The following is a 17,720-nucleotide window of genomic DNA, read 5'->3' on the forward strand; positions in this document are numbered from 1 at the left end:
CACCGGGCCGACGCGCTTGACCCCTTCATCGAGCACTACAACACTGAACGAATCCACTCAAGCCACGGGCTCACGCCCGCGGCCCGAGTGTCACCAACGTCATGACCCAGTACAGCTAGGATCGACGGCACAGGCGCCGATCCGGCCATCACCGGGGAGCCTTCGGAAGAAAGCCCGGGACGACCGGGCGAGTAGAACCGAACGGGTCGGGCCCGTCATCGCCTTCAGGAGAGTGGTCGCGCATCGCGCGGCAAGCGGGGTGGTACCGCGCTCGGGGATCCGGGCGTCCTCGCGGAGATCCCCATCGCCGCAGGAGATGCCATGACCTACCCCCGTCCCGTCCCTGACGACCCGAGCGCCCCCGACCAGGTCGCCGCGAGCCCGCGCTTCCCGGACGTCGAGAAGGGCATCCTCGCGTTCTGGAAGCGCGATGACACGTTCCGCGCCTCCGTCGAGCGCCGCGAGGGGTGCGACGAGTGGGTCTTCTACGACGGCCCGCCCTTCGCCAACGGCCTGCCGCACTACGGGCACCTGCTGACCGGCTACGCGAAGGACGCCTTCCCGCGCTTCCAGACCATGCGCGGCAAGCAGGTCCACCGCCGCTTCGGCTGGGACACGCACGGCCTCCCCGCCGAGCTCGAGGCGATGCGCCAGCTCGGGATCACCGAGAAGAGCGAGATCGAGGAGATGGGCGTCGAGGAGTTCAACGCCGTCGCCCGCCGCTCGGTGCTCGAGTACACGGGCGAGTGGGAGGACTACGTCACCCGCTCCGCCCGCTGGGTCGACTTCGAGGACGACTACAAGACGCTCGACCTCGACTTCATGGAGTCGGTCATCTGGGCGTTCAAGCAGCTGCACACGAAGGGCCTCGCCTACGAGGGCTTCCGCGTGCTGCCCTACTGCTGGCACGACCAGACCCCCCTGAGCAACCACGAGCTGCGGATGGACGACGACGTCTACCGCATGCGCCAGGACCAGTCCGTCACGGTCACGTTCCCCCTCGTCGGCGCCAAGGCGGAGTCGCTCGGCCTCACCGCCGTGCGCGCGCTCGCCTGGACGACCACGCCCTGGACCCTCCCGACGAACATGGCGCTCGCGGTCGGGCCCGACATCGTCTACGCCGTCGTCCCCGCCGGCCCCGCGGGCGCGCCCGACTCCGAGGCGCCCGACGCGCTGCCCCGCGAGTCGTCGGTGCGGCTCGCGGCCGAGGTGCTCGGATCCGAGTACCTCATCGCCCAGGACCTGGTGGGGAACTACGCCAAGGACCTCGGCTACGCGTCCGCGGAGGATGCCCGCGCCGCCGTCTCCCGCACCGTGCTCGGCCGCGAGCTCGAGGGCGTCGCGTACGACCGGCTCTGGGACTTCTACGCCGACACCGAGGTCTTCGGCACCGAGAACGCGTGGCAGGTGCTCGTCGCCGACTACGTCACGACCACCGACGGCACCGGCATCGTCCACCAGGCACCGGCCTACGGCGAGGAGGACCAGCAGGTCTGCGCCGCCGCCGGGATCCCCGTGATCTTGTCGCTCGACGAGGGCGGCCGCTTCGTCGACAGCGTCCCCGAGGTCGCGGGCGAGCTGTGGTCGGACGCCGGCAGGACCCTCACGCGCATGCTCAAGGCGCAGGGCCGCCTGATCCGCCAGGCCAGCTACGAGCACTCCTACCCGCACTGCTGGCGCTGCAAGAACCCGCTCATCTACAAGGCGGTCTCCAGCTGGTTCGTGCGCGTCACCGACTTCCGCGACGACATGGTGCGCCTCAACCAGGACATCGAGTGGACGCCGGAGAACGTCAAGGACGGCCAGTTCGGCAAGTGGATCGGCAACGCCCGCGACTGGTCCATCTCGCGCAACCGGTTCTGGGGCAGCCCCATCCCCGTGTGGAAGAGCGACGACCCCGCGTACCCGCGCATCGACGTGTACGGCAGCCTCGACGAGCTCGAGGCGGACTTCGGCGTGCGGCCGACCGACCTGCACCGCCCGTTCATCGACGGGCTCACGCGCCCGAACCCCGACGACCCGACCGGTCGCTCCACCATGCGCCGCATCGAGGACGTGCTCGACGTCTGGTTCGACTCGGGATCCATGCCCTTCGCGCAGGTGCACTACCCGTTCGAGAACCGCGAGTGGTTCGACGCGCACAGCCCGGCGGACTTCATCGTCGAGTACATCGGCCAGACCCGCGGCTGGTTCTACACGCTGCACGCGCTGTCGACCGCGCTGTTCGGGCGGCCGGCGTTCTCGAGCGTCGTCAGCCACGGCATCGTGCTCGGCAACGACGGCCAGAAGATGTCGAAGTCGCTCCGCAACTACCCGGACGTGAACGAGGTGTTCGACCGCGACGGATCCGACGCCATGCGCTGGTTCCTCCTCGCGAGCCCCGTGCTCCGCGGCGGCAACCTCGTCGTCACCGAGGAGGGGATCCGCGAGGGCGTCCGCCAGGTGCTGCTCCCGCTCTGGAGCACCTGGTACTTCTTCTCCCTCTACGCCAACTCCGCGCAGCCCGGCGGCTACGAGGCGCACCGCGACACGACGAGCGACGACGTGCTGGACCGCTACGTCCTGGCCCGCACCCGCCGCCTCGTCACCGAGGTCACGGAGCACATGACCGCCCTCGACTCGACGCTGGCCGCGGCCTCCCTCCGCGACTTCGCCGACGTGCTCACCAACTGGTACGTGCGCCGCAGCCGCGACCGCTTCTGGGCGGGTACGGAAGCCGGCGACACGCGCGCGTTCGACACCCTGTACACGGTCCTCGAGACCGTGACGCGCGTCGCCGCGCCGCTGCTGCCGCTCGTGTCCGAGCGGATCTGGAAGGACCTCACGGGCGGGCGCAGCGTCCACCTGGAGGACTGGCCCGAACCCGACGACCTGCCCGCGGACGACCGCCTCGTCGAGGTGATGGACCGGGTCCGTCAGGTCGCCTCGACCGCGCTCTCGCTCCGCAAGCAGTCCGGCCTCCGCGTGCGCCAGCCGCTCGCGCGCCTGACGGTCGTGAGCGACGACGCCGACGGCCTCGCGCGCTTCGAGGACATCCTGCGCGACGAGCTCAACGTCAAGGCCGTGGCCGTCGAGGAGCTGACGCCGACGAGCGCGGCGGACGCCGGCATCACGCGCCGCCTCACGGTGAACGCGCGCGTCGCCGGGCCCCGCCTCGGCAAGGGCGTGCAGCAGGTGATCCAGGCCGCCCGCGAGGGCGACTGGACGGAAGTCGACGGCGAGGTCGTCGCGGGCGGCACGCCGCTCGTGGCCGGCGAGTACGAGCTCGTGCTGGAGGTGGCCGGTGACCGCGCCGACCAGGCGCTCGCGCTCCTGCCGGGCGGCGGGTACCTGCTGCTCGACACCGCGCTCACGCCCGAGCTCGAGGCCGAGGGGCTCGCGCGCGACGTGGTGCGCAACGTCCAGGACGCGCGGAAGGGCGCGGGCCTCGACGTGAGCGACCGCATCTCCCTCGTGATCCGGCTGGACGCGGCGGGCGCGGAGCAGGCGGAGCGGTTCCGCGACCTCATCGCCCGTGAGACCCTGGCGGTGGCGCTGCGGATCGACGCGGACGCACCGGCGGATCCGGACCCCGGCATCACCGTCGGCGGCGGATCGCCCCTGTACATCGAGGTGGAACGAGCATGAGCGACCAGCAGGGCGGACGCCCCTTCGACGACGACCCGGACGACGTCCGGCGCGACGACGACTTCGAGCCCGAGACGGACGAGGGCGTCGACGCCGCGGCGCGCGCGCTCGATCCCGACGTCGACGGCCTGAGCGACGACCAGCTCTTCGCCGACGACGCGGCCGAGCTCCGCCGCGAGGCCGAGCAGTCGATCGTCGCCGGCCGCGAGGTCGACGACGAGAACTACTTCGAGCGCGAGGGCGACGCCGTGTACCAGGCGCTCCTCGCGCGGGTGGGGGAGCAGGCGCCGCAGCCGCGCCTGTCCGCGACCCGCCGCGTCGTGGAGCTGCTCGGCGACCCCCAGCGGGCCTACCCGATCGTCCACGTCACGGGCACCAACGGGAAGACGTCGACGAGCCGGATGACGGAGAGCATCCTGCGCGCGGCCGGCCTCCGCACGGGCCTCTTCACGAGCCCGCACCTCGTGCGCTTCAACGAGCGCATCGTCGTCGACGGCCTGCCGATCAGCGACGAGGCGCTCAGCCGCAACTGGGCCGACGTCGAGCCCTTCATCGACCTGGTCGACCGGGAGCTCGTCGCCGCGGGGGAGGAGCCCGTCACCTTCTTCGAGGCGCTCACGGTGCTCGCGTTCGCGTCCTTCGCCGACGCGCCCGTCGACGTCGCCGTGATCGAGGTCGGCATGGGCGGCGAGTGGGACAGCACCAACGTCGGCGACGGCCAGGTCGCGGTCTTCACGCCCGTGTCGCTCGACCACACGCAGCGGCTGGGATCCACCGTCGCGGAGATCGCGCGCACCAAGTCCGGCATCGTGAAGCCCGCCGCGGACGTCGTCTCGAGCGCCCAGCTGCCCGAGGTCGTGGCCGAGCTCACGCGCGCGGCCGAGCTCACCGAGTCGACGTGGTCGATCGAGGGCGAGCGGTTCCGCCTCCTCGACACCACCCTCGCGGTCGGCGGCCAGGTCATCAGCGTCCAGGGGCTCGCGGGCACGTACCGCGACGTGTTCCTGCCGATGTTCGGCGCGCACCAGGCGCAGAACGCCGCGGTCGCGATCGCCGCGGTCGAGTCGTTCCTCGGCGGCGGCGACCACGCCATCCACGACGACGTGCTCGCGGAGGGCCTCGCCACCGCGACGAGCCCGGGCCGCCTGCAGGTCGTCGGCACCGAGCCGACCGTGCTGGTCGACGCGGCGCACAACCCCGCCGGTGCCGCATCGCTCGCGGCCGCGCTGCCCGTCTACTTCACCTTCGACCGCGTGACCGCCGTCATCGGCGTGCTCGAGGGCAAGGACGCGGAGGGCATCGTGCGCGAGCTCGCGCCCGTGGTCGACCACTTCATCGTCACGCGCTCCACGTCCGAGCGCTCGGTGGATCCCGACGAGCTCGCCCGCGTCGTCGTCGGCGTCGTCGGCCGCGACCGCGTCACGGTCGAGCCCGACCTCCGCACCGCCCTCGAGGACGCGCGCGACTCCGCGGGCGAGACCGAGAAGGGCGCGGCGCTCGTCTCCGGCTCGATCCTCCTCGTCGGCGAGGCCATCGCGCACGCCGCCGACGAGGGCTGGAAGACCGCGTGAGCGCCGACGGCCGTCCGGCCCGCACGCGCCGACCGCGCCCGCCCCGCACGACGGTCGAGATCCTCGGGTCCATCGTCATGGGCTTCCAGGTCATCGTCGTGTTCCTGGCGAGCCTCGTCGCGTTCGGCCTCGCGGCGCTGCCCGCCATGCCGGCGCTCGGCGGCGGCGCGCTGCTCGTGCTCGCGATGCTCGCCGTGGTCGGCACGCTCCGTACGCCGCTCGGCATCCGCGCCGGCTGGGTCGTGCAGGTGCTGGTCGTCCTCACCGGCTTCGTGCTGCCCGCGATGTTCGCGGTCGGCGGGTTCTTCCTGCTGCTGTGGATCTACGCCATGGTGCAGGGGGCCCGCATCGACCGCGAGAAGGCAGCCGCGCGCGGCGCGTGGGAGCAGGCCATGCTCGACGAGCAGGCCGCCACGCAGCCCGACGCAGCGGACCGCCCCGGCGACGACCGCCCGACCGCCCACCGACCGACCACCGAGCCGCCGGCTCCCACCCCGTAGGAGGCACCCATGTCCGCTCCCGTCCAGGAGACCCTCGTCCTCGTCAAGCCCGACGGTGTCGCCCGCGGCCTCACCGGCGAGATCCTCCGCCGCATCGAGGCCAAGGGCTACCAGATCGTCGACCTCCGCATGGTGCAGGCCGAGCGCGCGCTGCTCGAGCAGCACTACGAGGAGCACCAGGGCAAGCCGTTCTACGAGCCGCTCGTCGAGTTCATGGAGTCGGGCCCGATCGTCGCGGTCCGCGTCGCTGGGAACCGCGCCATCGAGGGCTTCCGCTCGCTCGCCGGCACGACCGACCCGACGGGCGCCGCTCCCGGCACGATCCGCGGCGACCTCGGCCGCGACTGGGGCCTCGCGGTCACGCAGAACCTCGTGCACGGCAGCGACTCGCCCGAGTCCGCCGCGCGCGAGCTCGCCCTCTGGTTCTAGGGTCCGCACGACGAGAGGGGCCGACCGGATGACCGGTCGGCCCCTCTCGTCGTCCCGGCGGCTCAGCCGAGGAGCGTCGGGATGAGGGCAGGGAACGTGGAGACGATCGCGACCACGATGATCGCGTAGTCGAGCACCACGACCGCCCAGGTGTAGGGCGCCACGGCATCGGCGGCCCGGCGGATCCCGGCGGGCAGCGGCAGCAGCCCCGCGCGTGCGGTCGCCGACAGCGTGCCCCACCACAGCGGGATCATCGCGCTCCACACCAGGAGGCAGTAGGGGCAGAGCGCGCCGATGACGAAGACGCTCTGGGCGAAGAGCCACGTCACGAAGACCCAGCCCGCGAACGTCCCCAGCGCGAACAGGGTCCAGAACCAGCGCGCGAACCGGGCACCCGCGAACAGCGCCATGCCGATCACGATCGGCACCACGAACGCGGCCACGCCGATGAGCGGGTTGGGGAAGCCGAACAGCGAGCCCTGCGGCGACTCGATCACGGTGGCGCAGGAGATGAACGGGTTCACGTCGCAGGAGAGCGACGCGCCCGGGTTCTCGAGGAGGTGCAGCCGGTCGAGCACGAGGACGAACGCGCCGATCCAGCCGACGACGCCCGTGACGACGAGCAGGACGGCCAGCGAACGGGGGTGCGCGGGGGCCCGGGTGGCGGTCATGCGGCGATCATGGCAGACGGGGGAGCGCCGACCCTGACGGCCCGGTGGGCGTCGGCGTGCGATACTGGCAGGCAGGTCGACCCGCCGCGCGGGACGACCACCATGAAGAGTCTTTCCCGGGGCAGACCCGGGCCGCACGGCACGTCCGGCGGCGGATAGCCAGTTCCGTACCAGTGCGCACGACCGAAGCCTCGGGCCGGACGTCGCAGACCAGGATCGACGGAGAACCGCGCACGCGGGGATCCACTCGGAGAGCTACCGGGGTACGGCGCGGCCGTACCGACCGGTTGAGGAGTGCACCAGAGATGGTGGAGAGAGACGAGAACACCGGCAGGAGGCGTCCCAGCCTCTTCGAGCGGCTCACGGGCCGCCGCGCCGAGCCGACCGCGGCGACGGGGACCGGCGGCACGCCCGCCCTCCCCGCGACCGCGACCCCCGAGGCGAGCGGCACGTCCGCCGCCTCCGAAGCGAAGGGCCACACCCTGAACGAGAACGACGACACCCAGTCCATGCCCGACGAGATGGAGGCGCCGGTCGTCCGTCGCTCCCGCCGCGCGAGCACCGCCGCATCCGCGCCCGCGGTCGCCCAGCCGGACGACGCCAGCGTCGACGCGTCCGCCTCGGCACCCGCGTCCACGGACGACGCCGACACGGAGGCTCCCGCGGCTCCCGCCGCGCGCGCACCCCGGAAGCGCGCACCGCGCAAGGCCGCCGTCGCCGCGGACGTCGAGCAGGACGCGCCCGTGTCCGGCATCCCCGATCCGGACGTCGGCATCCCCGACGCCGCGGTCGCCGAGCCCGCGGTCGACGAGCCCGCCGCGACGGAGCCCGTCGTCGAGGCGCCCGCCGCCCCGGCCCGCACCGTGCCGTCCCTCTCCGTGTTCTTCCAGGCCCCCGACATCGCGCCGCTGCCTCCCCGCCGCGAGCGGGACGACCGCCGGGACGACCGCCGCGATGACGCGCGCGACGAGGACGACGACCTCGACCTCGACCGCGACGAGCGCCCGTCGCGCTCCCCGCGCCGCGGCGGACGCGGACAGGACCGCGGCCAGGAGCGCAGCACCGGTCGTGACGGCCGTGGCCGCGACACCCGCGACGACGACCACGACGACGAGGACGACTCCCCGTCGGTCCGCCGCCGCGCGCGCCGCCGCTCCGGCGAGGAGGGCCGCGACGGCGACGACGCGCCCGGCACGGTCGTCAAGGTCCGCACGCCCCGCGAGCCCGAGCTCATCACCGAGCCGCAGCGCATCAAGGGATCCACGCGCCTCGAGGCCAAGAAGCAGCGCCGCCGCGACGGCCGCGACGCCGGCCGCCGCCGTCCCGTGCTCACCGAGTCGGAGTACCTGGCCCGCCGCGAGTCGGTCGACCGCAGCATGATCGTGCGCTCGCGCGACGGCAAGATCCAGATCGGCGTGCTCGAGGACCAGGTGCTCGTCGAGCACTACGTGGCACGCGCCGACGAGGCGTCCCTCATCGGCAACGTCTACCTCGGCCGCGTCCAGAACGTGCTGCCGAGCATGGAGGCCGCGTTCATCGACATCGGCCGCGGCCGCAACGCCGTGCTCTACTCCGGCGAGGTCGACTGGGAGGCCGCCAACGCCGACAAGGGCGGCGGCAGCCACGCGCGCCGCATCGAGGTCGCGCTGAAGCCCGGCGACCGCGTGCTCGTCCAGGTCACCAAGGACCCGGTCGGCCACAAGGGCGCCCGCCTCACGAGCCAGGTGAGCCTGCCCGGCCGCTACCTCGTCTACGTGCCCAACGGGTCCATGAACGGCATCAGCCGCAAGCTCCCGGACACCGAGCGTGCGCGCCTGAAGAAGACGCTGAAGGAGGTGCTGCCCGAGAACGTGGGCGTCATCGTCCGTACTGCGGCCGAGGGCGCGACCGAGGAGCAGCTGAAGCTCGACGTCGAGCGCCTCACGTCGCAGTGGGCCGAGATCAGCCGCCAGGTCGAGAAGGCGCAGGCGCCCGCGCTCCTGCACTCGGAGCCCGACCTGCTGCTGAAGATCATCCGCGACGTCTTCAACGAGGACTTCCGGGAGCTCGTGATCGACGGCGGCGACGCCCAGGAGATCATCGAGGGCTACCTGCGCGGCGTGGCGCCCGACCTCATCGACCGGGTGCAGGCGTACTCGGGCGAGAAGGACTCGTTCGACCACTACCGCGTCAGCGAGCAGATCGAGAAGGCGCTGGACCGCAAGGTGTGGCTGCCCTCCGGCGGATCGCTCGTCATCGACCGCACCGAGGCCATGACCGTGGTCGACGTCAACACGGGGAAGTTCGTCGGTTCCGGCGGCAACCTCGAGGAGACCGTCACCAAGAACAACCTCGAGGCCGCGGAGGAGATCGTCCGCCAGATGCGCCTGCGCGACATCGGCGGCATCATCGTCGTCGACTTCATCGACATGGTGCTCGAGACCAACCGCGACCTCGTGCTCCGCCGCCTGGTGGAGTGCCTCAGCCGCGACCGCACCAAGCACCAGGTCGCCGAGGTCACCTCGCTCGGTCTCGTGCAGATGACCCGCAAGAAGCTCGGTCTCGGGCTCCTCGAGTCGTTCTCCGAGAACTGCGAGACGTGCGCCGGGCGGGGGATCATCATCCACCACGACCCGCTCATGGCCCACAAGCAGACGCCGCAGGAGCCCGTGCAGGGCCAGGGTCGCCGTCGTGGCGGCAAGGGCCAGCAGGAGCACGGCACCGGCGGCGGGAACGGCAACGGGGGCGGTCGCGGAAACGGCGGCGGCCAGGCGCAGCAGCAGCAGCGCACGCCCGCGGCCAGCACCCACAGCATCACCGAGGACGCGCGCTCTGCCCTCGCGAAGATCGCCACGAGCACCATCCAGACGGTGAACGAGGCCATCGACCGGGTCGAGGACGTCGTGCGCACGCCGGACGAGACCACTGAGGCGGCCGCGCCCGCCGAGGGCGCGCCGGTCGCGGAGCAGCCGCGCGGCGACCGACCGCGACGGAGCCGAGGGGGCCGGGGACGTGCGTCGTCCGTCGTCGCCGATGCCACGGAGCAGCAGCCGCCGCAGGCGCCCGTCGCCGAGGACCCGTCCGCTCCCGCCGAGGACCCGACGCCGGCCGACGCGCCCGTCGAGGAGTCGGCGCGATCCACGCTCGAGCCGCGCGAAGCCATCCGCCTCGAGCCGGTGCAGATCCTCGACATCCCGGTCGCGAGCGCCCGCACGGCCCCGCGCCGCGTGAGCTCGGCCGACGCGGAGCAGCTCCTCGGCTCCGTGCTCGACGCGCTGCCGCAGCCCAAGGAGCCCGGCCAGGGGCGCTCGCGCAGCCGACGGGTCTCGACCCCGACGCTGACGACGCCGTCCCCGACCGACGACGCGAGCTGACGCGACGGCCGTCCCCGTGGCGGCCGCACGACGGAGGGCCCGGAGCGCATGCTCCGGGCCCTCCGTCGTCCGCTCGTCCGTCCCCGCCGTCAGGATCCGGGTGCGCGCCGCTCGCGCTGGGTGACCCGCAGCCCGCTCGCCTGCAGACGGCGCACGAGGTCGCGGTTGGAGACCGGCACGGCGCCGAGCACCACGAGCTCGGCGTGCCGCTCCTCCGGCACGTCGTAGTGGTCGCGGTCGAAGGCGCGCTCCGGGATCCCGGCGGCGCGGGCGAAGGCGTGCAGCTCCTCGAGCGACGCGTCGCTCACGAGGTGCGCCCAGAGCCGTCCGTGCGCGGGCCAGGCCGGTCGATCCAGGAGCACGTTCATCCTGCGAGCTTAGGCAGGCGACGCCGTCGACCGCGTCGAGCGGAGGATCCCCGGATGCCCGCGACGCGCCCGTCGCGCATGCACGAGGACGGCGATCGGCTCGCGTATGATCGATCGAGGACGCCGGGGGTCCGGAGTTTGACCCCTGTCCGGCGTTCCGGTAACGTGAGTCGCTGGCATGCGCCGATCCTCGAGGTCGTGCGCCTGCGGCAGACTTCCTCCAATGATTCGGGCCACAGGGCGTCAAGTCCCCAGTGAGTCAAGCCCGCGAGAGAAAACAGGTACGGAAAAGTGGTTTACGCAGTTGTGCGCGCCGGCGGTCGGCAGGAGAAGGTCGAGGTCGGGACCATCGTCACGATGGACCGGGTCAAGAACCAGCAGAGCGGCAAGGTCGTGCTCCCCGCGGTCCTGCTCGTCGACGGCGACACCATCACCACGGACGCCGCGAAGCTCGCCGACGTCACCGTCAGCGCCGAGATCCTGAATGACCTCCGCGGTCCCAAGATCGTCATCCAGAAGTTCAAGAACAAGACCGGGTACAAGAAGCGCCAGGGGCACCGCCAGGACCTCACGCGCGTCCAGGTCACCGAGATCAACTAGCACTGAGAACGCAGGGAGAAGCAGATGGCACACAAGAAGGGCGCGAGCTCTACCCGCAACGGCCGTGACTCGAACGCCCAGCGCCTCGGCGTGAAGCGCTTCGGCGGCCAGGTCGTCGGCGCCGGCGAGATCATCGTCCGCCAGCGCGGCACGCACTTCCACCCCGGCGTCAACGTCGGCCGTGGCGGCGACGACACGCTGTTCGCCCTCTCGGCCGGTTCGGTCGAGTTCGGCGTCAAGGGCGGCCGCAAGGTCGTCAACATCGTCGTCCCGGCCTAGCGCAGGCCGACAGCACGGACGCTGCGTCGGCACTGCCGCGCAGCACTTCAAGGGCGGGCCTCGGCCCGCCCTTGTCTGCGTTCCGCAGGGAACACCTCTAGAAGAAACGAGCGACAGCCATGGCGACATTCGTCGACACCGTGACCCTCCACCTGCGGGCGGGAAACGGCGGCAACGGCTGCGTCTCGGTCCGCCGCGAGAAGTTCAAGCCCCTCGCGGGAACGGACGGCGGCAACGGCGGCAACGGCGGGGACATCGTCCTTGTCGCGGACCCCCAGGTCACGACGCTGCTGGCCTACCACCGCGGGCCCCACCGGTCGTCCCGCAACGGCGGACCCGGCATGGGCGACCACCGCCACGGCACGCTCGGCGAGACGCTCGAGCTCCCCGTCCCCGTCGGCACCGTCGTCAAGGACGCCGACGGCAACGAGCTCGCCGACATGGCCACGCCCGGCATGCGCTTCATCGCCGCCGAGGCCGGCCAGGGCGGGCTCGGCAACGCATCGCTCGCCACCACGAAGCGCAAGGCCCCGGGATTCGCGCTGCTCGGCACACAGGGCTACGAGGGCGACGTCGTCCTCGAGCTGAAGGTCGTCGCCGACGTGGCGCTCGTGGGCTACCCGAGTGCCGGCAAGTCGAGCCTCGTGGCCGCCATCTCGGCCGCGAAGCCCAAGATCGCCGACTATCCCTTCACCACGCTTCACCCGAACCTCGGCGTCGTCGAGGTCGCGGACTCCCGTTACACGGTCGCCGACGTGCCCGGCCTCATCGAGGGCGCGAGCGAGGGCAAGGGCCTCGGCCTCGAGTTCCTCCGCCACGTGGAGCGCTGCTCCGCCCTCCTCCACGTGCTCGACTGCGCGACGCTGGATCCCGGCCGCGACCCCGTCTCGGACCTCGACATCATCCTCACGGAGCTCGCCGCGTACCCGGTGCCCGACGGCCAGGTGCCGCTCCTCGAGCGCCCGCAGCTCATCGCGCTGAACAAGATCGACGTCCCCGAGGCCCGGGAGCTCGCGGAGCTCGTGCGTCCGGAGCTCGAGGCCCGCGGATACCGCGTGTTCGACATCTCCACGGTCAGCCACGACGGCCTGCGCCAGCTGTCCTTCGCCCTCGCCGAGCTCGTCAAGGACGCCCGGACGAAGGCCGCCGAGGAGCCCGAGGCGCCGCGGATCGTGCTGCGTCCCCGAGCCGTCGACGAGAAGCCGTTCACCATCCGCGTCGACGGCGGCAGCTACGGCGACATCTACCGCGTCATCGGCACCAAGCCCGAGCGCTGGGTGCAGCAGACCGACTTCCGGAATGACGAGGCCGTCGGCTACCTCGCCGACCGCCTCGCCAAGCTCGGCGTCGAGGACGGCCTGTTCAAGGCTGGCGCGGTTGCCGGATCCAGCGTCGTCATCGGCGAGGGCGACGGCGTGGTCTTCGACTGGGAGCCCACCCTCACCTCCACCGCGGAGCTCATCACGAGCCCGCGCGGCGCCGACGCCCGCGTCGACCCCATCAGCCGCCGCACCAACCAGGCGCGCCGCGAGGACTACTTCGCCCGCATGGACGCCAAGGCCGAGGCGCGCGCGGAGCTCGTGCGCGAGGGCGAGGCGGGCCTCTGGGCGGACGAGGACGGGACCGGCCAGGACGGGACCGACGAGGACGCCACCACGGACGCGAAGGCGTAGCGGATGGGCACGGCCTCGCGCGCGGGCATTGCGTCCGCGCGGCGCATCGTCGTGAAGGTCGGCTCGTCCTCCATCAGCGGGGAGAACGCCGGGCAGATCGCGCCCCTCGTGGACGCGATCGCCGCCGCGCACGCGCGCGGCGCCGAGGTCGTGCTCGTGTCCTCCGGCGCCATAGCCACCGGCATGCCGTTCCTCCGCCTGGACGACCGCCCAGCAGACCTCGCCACCCAGCAGGCCGCGGCCGCGGTCGGCCAGAGCGTGCTGATCTTCCGCTACCAGGAGAGCCTCGACCGCTACGGGATCGTCGCGGGCCAGGTGCTGCTCACGGCCGGCGACCTCGCGGCCCCCGACCACCGGGAGAACGCGCAGCGCGCCATGGAGCGGCTGCTCGGGCTGCGGCTGCTGCCCGTCGTCAACGAGAACGACACCGTGGCGACGCACGAGATCCGCTTCGGCGACAACGACCGGCTGGCCGCCCTCGTGGCCCGGCTGGTGGACGCCGACCTGCTGCTCCTGCTCTCGGATGTGGACGCGCTCTACAGCCGCCCGCCGGAAGAGCCCGGTGCCCGGCGCATCGAGCACGTGGCGTTCGGCGACGAGCTCGAGGGCGTCGAGATCGGCAGCACGGGCACAGGCGTCGGCACCGGGGGAGCGGTGACCAAGGTCGCCGCCGCGCGCCTCGCAGCCGAGGCGGGCACGGGGGTCCTCCTCACGTCGACCGCGCAGGTCGCCGAGGCCCTCGCCGGCGCGCACGTCGGCACGTGGTTCGCGCCCCGCAGCTGACATCCATGTCGACCGTCGCGGCCGGGGGCCTGCCTAGGCTGCCGGTCATGCCCTCGAACGCCCCCGGCGCCTCCGCCGTCGTGCCCGCCATCCCGTCCAGCCCCGCCGAGGCGCTCCCGACCGAGGCGCTCGAACGGATCCTCGAGGCCGTCCGGACGGCGTCCACGTCCCTGGCCGCCAGCACCTCAGGCCAGCGCGACGCCGCGCTCGACGCCGTTTCGACGGCTCTCGTCTCCGCCGCGGACCGCATCGTCGACGCCAACGCCGACGACCTCGCCGCAGGTCGGGAGTCCGGGCTGGCCGCCGGCCTCCTCGACCGGCTGACGCTCGACGCCCGGCGCGTGGCGTCCCTGGCCGACGCCGTCGCGGGGATCCGCTCGCTCGACGACCCGCTCGGCCACGTCGTCCGCGGCCGCACGCTGCCGAACGGCCTGCTGCTCTCGCAGGTGCGCGTGCCCTTCGGCGTCGTCGGCGCGATCTACGAGGCCCGACCGAACGTCACCGTCGACATCGCGGCCCTCGCGCTCAAGAGCGGGAACGCCGTCGTGCTCCGTGGCGGATCCGCCGCCCTCCGCACCAACGCCGTCCTCGTCGACGTCATGCGCGCCGCGCTTGAGGGTTCCGGCCTCCCCGCGGACGCCCTGCAGACGATCGACGCGCACGGCCGCGCGGGCGCGACGCGGCTCATGCGGGCGCGCGGCCTCGTCGACGTGCTCGTGCCGCGGGGATCCGCCGACCTCATCCGCACCGTGGTGGAGGAGTCGACCGTGCCCGTGATCGAGACCGGCGCCGGAGTCGTCCACGTCTACCTCGACGCCTCCGCGGACGCGCGGATGGCCGTCGACATCGCGGTCGACGCCAAGGTCAGCCGCCCCAGCGTGTGCAACGCCATGGAGACCCTGCTGGTGCACCGCGACGCCGCCCCGCGCATCCTCCCCGCCGTGCTCGACGCCCTCCGCGACCGGGGCGTGACCGTGCACGGCGATGCGGCGGTCCGGGAGCTGTGGCCCGACGCGGTCCCCGCAACCGACGCCGACTGGGCCGCCGAGTACCTCTCGCTCGACGTCGCGGTGCGCGTCGTCGACTCGGTGGAGGACGCGGTCGCCCACATCGCCCGCTGGTCGACGCACCACACCGAGTCCATCGTCACGTCCGACCTGGCCGTCGCCGAGCGCTTCCTCGCCGCCGTCGACTCCGCCGTCGTCATGGTCAACGCGTCCACGCGCTTCACCGACGGATCCGAGTTCGGGTTCGGCGCCGAGGTCGGCATCTCCACGCAGAAGCTGCACGCGCGCGGTCCGATGGGCCTGCAGGAGCTCACGAGCACCAAGTGGATCGTGCGGGGGAGCGGCCAGATCCGCGGCTGACGGCACGCCCGGCCCCGCGTGCGCCCCATGCGGGGGCCCGCCGGTAGGATGGCAGGCGCCGCCTCCGCTCGACGGGGCGTGCCACGAACGGAGATCACATGCACGCGCTGACCACCACCCTCCTCGCCGAGACCGAGCACGCCATGGAGCTCGCTGCTCCGCTCTGGGTGTTCCCGGCCGTCGCCGCGGTCGTGTTCGTCGCGCTCGGCGTGGTCATGTACAGCTTCCGCGACGTGAGCAACCGCCACTCGGAGAAGTGGGGCAAGCCCCCCGTCGCCGAGCAGGGCCACGGCACCGCCGACTCCACCCACTGAGCGCGAGCACCCGCCACATGACGACAGCCGCGACCCCGCGCCTCCGCATCGGGGTCATGGGCGGCACGTTCGACCCCATCCACAACGGCCACCTCGTGGCCGCGAGCGAGGTGCAGCAGCACCTCCAGCTCGACGAGGTGATCTTCGTCCCGACCGGGCAGCCGTGGCAGAAGCAGACCGTCACCGACGGCGAGCACCGCTACCTCATGACCGTGATCGCGACGGCCGCCAACCCGCGCTTCACCGTCAGCCGCGTCGACATCGACCGCGCCGGCACCACGTACACGATCGACACGCTCCGCGACATCCGGCGCACGCATCCGGACGCGGAGCTGTTCTTCATCACGGGCGCGGACGCGATCCAGCAGATCCTCGGCTGGAAGGACGTCGCCGAGCTGTGGGACCTCGCGCACTTCGTCGCCGTCACCCGCCCCGGGCACGACCTCACCGAGAGCGGCCTCCCGCACGCCGACGTAAGATTGCTCGAGGTCCCGGCGCTGGCGATCTCCTCGACCGACTGCCGGGCCCGAGTCGGACGGGGCTTCCCCGTGTGGTACCTCGTCCCCGACGGAGTCGTCCAGTACATCTCCAAGCACCACCTGTATCGGAGCCCGCTATGACCCCCTCCCACGACGCGCCCGACACCGGGCCGACCTCGTTCGACGACGGTCCCGCTCCCGCGACCCTCGGGCTGAGCCGGCGCGAGATGCGCGCCGCCGAGCGTGCGCGCGCCCGTGAGCTGGGCATCGACGAGGCCGGCGACGCCCCGGCGGACGAGTCGACGCCCGTCGACGGCGGCTCGACCACCGGTTCCCCCGACGAGCCGGTCGCGACGTCGACCCCGTCGTCCGACGGACCCGACGACCTCGCGTCGACCGCACAGGACGCATCGGCACCCCGGCCCGACGAGGCGACGACGCCCCCGGCCGCTCCCGGCATCGGGCCGGACACCTCAGCCATCCTCCTGTCGGGCGGCGTGCTCACCCGACGCCAGCTGCGCGCCATCCGCGAGGCCGAGGAGGCGGCTCGGGAGCAGCACGGATCGGATCACGAGGAGCCGCAGCCGCAGCCGCAGCCCACCGCGTCCGAGTCGGATGCGGAGCAGTCCGGCGGCGAGCCGTCGGCGGCCGTCGACGACGCCCCGCCCACGTCCTCGGACTCGTCCGTGCCGCCGTTCGCCCGGTACGGCCGCGGATCCCGCGCGACCCCGCGACCGCGTGCGCCCTACGGGAGCGCGTACCGCCGGGCCTCCGCAGCGGACACGACCGAGGCCCCGGCGCCGGCGCCCACCGCGGATGACGACGCTCAGGTCGTGACGTCCGACGTGTCGTCGGACGAGGCCGCGGCCTCGGAGCGCCAGGCGACCCCCGCCGAGACGCCGTCGGCGTGGCCCTTCGCGCCCATCGTCCCCTCGGGCGACGCCGCCGATCGCGACGTGGACGCGTCGGGCGAGCAGCCGACCGTGCCGCCGCTCGCCGCGCACACCCCGAGCACCGACGAGGATCCGCGCCCCGCGCCCTCGCTCGAGCCGACGCCCTGGGTCACGGGCTCCGCCGAGCCATCGCTCGAACCGGCGTTCGGCACGCGGGCATCCGCCGCCGCCGAGGACCTCGAGGGCGCTCGCGTCGAGGCGCCCGAGGCTGGTGCGCCCTCCGCCGTCCCGTCCCCGGCGGACGCCACCGCGCCCGGCGTGCCGGATGCCCGCACGCCGTTCACCCCGCCGGCCGGCCACTGGTCGGTGCAGGACCAGGTCGACGAGGACCAGCCGCACACCGGCAACCACTTCATCCTCCCGACCGTGCCGCACGTCAACGACATGCAGCAGGCGCTCAACAGCACGGGCGAGATCATCATCACCGGCTCCATCGACCTGCCGCGCAGCCTCGGCTCGATGGGCACGCACCCGGACCGCTTCGACACGGCCGACATGGACCGCATCCTCGAGCAGGGCGACGACCACGACCACGCGCCGGGCGGCACCGACTCGGAGCCCGTGCGCGCCAGCCGCGCCGTCAGCACCCACACCTCGACGCGCGCCGTCGTGCAGCCGCCGCCCCGCAAGCGCTTCACCGCGCCGGTCGTCGCAGCCGTCGCGGCCGGGGGAGTCGCCGTCATCGGCGCGGGCCTCGTCATCGTCGCGTTCATGACGAATGTATTCTGATCGTCTGATGCACCTCCCCACCCG

General features: G+C 72.9%; 15 protein-coding genes and 1 pseudogene. 14 read left to right on the plus strand and 2 right to left on the minus strand.

The window, feature by feature from the left end; translation table 11 throughout:
- The 5 genes and pseudogenes from HDR73_RS08240 to ndk form a co-directional block, all read left to right on the plus strand.
- Nucleotides 1-105 (plus strand): annotated as a pseudogene (locus tag HDR73_RS08240) (IS481 family transposase); the annotation flags it as partial.
- 216 nt (nucleotides 106-321) lie between these two features.
- Nucleotides 322-3,627 (plus strand): isoleucine--tRNA ligase, encoded by a 3,306-nt coding sequence (gene ileS / locus HDR73_RS08245; RefSeq protein WP_012299168.1) that lies wholly within the window; start codon nucleotides 322-324, stop codon nucleotides 3,625-3,627.
- Nucleotides 3,624-5,198 (plus strand): bifunctional folylpolyglutamate synthase/dihydrofolate synthase, encoded by a 1,575-nt coding sequence (locus HDR73_RS08250; RefSeq protein ID WP_012299167.1) that lies wholly within the window; start codon nucleotides 3,624-3,626, stop codon nucleotides 5,196-5,198. The genes ileS and HDR73_RS08250 overlap by 4 nt, the downstream gene beginning before the upstream one ends.
- Nucleotides 5,195-5,698, plus strand: coding sequence for a DUF4233 domain-containing protein (locus tag HDR73_RS08255; protein WP_012299166.1), 504 nt, complete (start codon nucleotides 5,195-5,197; stop codon nucleotides 5,696-5,698). Before HDR73_RS08250 ends, HDR73_RS08255 begins: the two co-directional genes overlap by 4 nt.
- A gap of 9 nt (nucleotides 5,699-5,707) precedes the next feature.
- The gene (gene ndk, locus HDR73_RS08260; RefSeq protein ID WP_012299165.1) at nucleotides 5,708-6,127 is read left to right on the plus strand and encodes a nucleoside-diphosphate kinase; all 420 of its coding nucleotides are present in this window, start codon (nucleotides 5,708-5,710) and stop codon (nucleotides 6,125-6,127) included.
- A 62-nt stretch (nucleotides 6,128-6,189) separates the two neighbouring features.
- On the opposite strand, the gene HDR73_RS08265 is transcribed toward ndk, so the two are convergent.
- Complete coding sequence (locus HDR73_RS08265; RefSeq protein ID WP_012299164.1) at nucleotides 6,190-6,798, minus strand: vitamin K epoxide reductase family protein; 609 nt, start codon at nucleotides 6,796-6,798, stop codon at nucleotides 6,190-6,192.
- 305 nt (nucleotides 6,799-7,103) lie between these two features.
- Here HDR73_RS08265 and HDR73_RS08270 point away from each other — a divergent pair, with 305 nt between their 5' ends.
- Complete coding sequence (locus HDR73_RS08270; protein WP_012299163.1) at nucleotides 7,104-10,151, plus strand: Rne/Rng family ribonuclease; 3,048 nt, start codon at nucleotides 7,104-7,106, stop codon at nucleotides 10,149-10,151.
- An 89-nt stretch (nucleotides 10,152-10,240) separates the two neighbouring features.
- Here the strand turns inward: HDR73_RS08270 and HDR73_RS08275 are convergent, their stop codons facing one another.
- The gene (locus tag HDR73_RS08275) at nucleotides 10,241-10,519 is read right to left on the minus strand and encodes a DUF4031 domain-containing protein (protein ID WP_012299162.1); all 279 of its coding nucleotides are present in this window, start codon (nucleotides 10,517-10,519) and stop codon (nucleotides 10,241-10,243) included.
- 291 nt (nucleotides 10,520-10,810) lie between these two features.
- Here HDR73_RS08275 and rplU point away from each other — a divergent pair, with 291 nt between their 5' ends.
- From rplU to HDR73_RS08315, 8 genes are all read left to right on the plus strand, one after another.
- Nucleotides 10,811-11,119 carry a 50S ribosomal protein L21 gene (gene rplU, locus HDR73_RS08280; protein ID WP_012038175.1) on the plus strand — a complete coding sequence of 103 codons (309 nt, stop codon included), beginning with the start codon at nucleotides 10,811-10,813 and terminating at the stop codon, nucleotides 11,117-11,119.
- Between the two features lie 24 nt (nucleotides 11,120-11,143).
- Nucleotides 11,144-11,398: a 50S ribosomal protein L27 gene (gene rpmA, locus HDR73_RS08285; protein WP_012299161.1), complete on the plus strand. Its 255-nt coding sequence runs from the start codon at nucleotides 11,144-11,146 to the stop codon at nucleotides 11,396-11,398.
- Between the two features lie 119 nt (nucleotides 11,399-11,517).
- Nucleotides 11,518-13,071 (plus strand): GTPase ObgE, encoded by a 1,554-nt coding sequence (obgE, locus tag HDR73_RS08290; protein WP_012299160.1) that lies wholly within the window; start codon nucleotides 11,518-11,520, stop codon nucleotides 13,069-13,071.
- A gap of 3 nt (nucleotides 13,072-13,074) precedes the next feature.
- On the plus strand, nucleotides 13,075-13,854 hold the full coding sequence (gene proB / locus HDR73_RS08295; RefSeq protein ID WP_012299159.1) for a glutamate 5-kinase: 780 nt from the start codon (nucleotides 13,075-13,077) through the stop codon (nucleotides 13,852-13,854).
- A 47-nt stretch (nucleotides 13,855-13,901) separates the two neighbouring features.
- Nucleotides 13,902-15,221: a glutamate-5-semialdehyde dehydrogenase gene (locus tag HDR73_RS08300; protein ID WP_049791919.1), complete on the plus strand. Its 1,320-nt coding sequence runs from the start codon at nucleotides 13,902-13,904 to the stop codon at nucleotides 15,219-15,221.
- Between the two features lie 98 nt (nucleotides 15,222-15,319).
- Nucleotides 15,320-15,535 carry a hypothetical protein gene (locus HDR73_RS08305; protein WP_012299157.1) on the plus strand — a complete coding sequence of 72 codons (216 nt, stop codon included), beginning with the start codon at nucleotides 15,320-15,322 and terminating at the stop codon, nucleotides 15,533-15,535.
- A 17-nt stretch (nucleotides 15,536-15,552) separates the two neighbouring features.
- On the plus strand, nucleotides 15,553-16,155 hold the full coding sequence (gene nadD, locus HDR73_RS08310) for a nicotinate-nucleotide adenylyltransferase (protein ID WP_012299156.1): 603 nt from the start codon (nucleotides 15,553-15,555) through the stop codon (nucleotides 16,153-16,155).
- Nucleotides 16,152-17,696: a hypothetical protein gene (locus HDR73_RS08315; protein ID WP_012299155.1), complete on the plus strand. Its 1,545-nt coding sequence runs from the start codon at nucleotides 16,152-16,154 to the stop codon at nucleotides 17,694-17,696. The genes nadD and HDR73_RS08315 overlap by 4 nt, the downstream gene beginning before the upstream one ends.
- Nucleotides 17,697-17,720: the final 24 nt, after the last annotated feature.

Origin of the sequence: Clavibacter sp. (assembly GCF_014802555.1) — a bacterium.
GTDB classification, from domain to species: domain Bacteria; phylum Actinomycetota; class Actinomycetes; order Actinomycetales; family Microbacteriaceae; genus Clavibacter; species Clavibacter sepedonicus.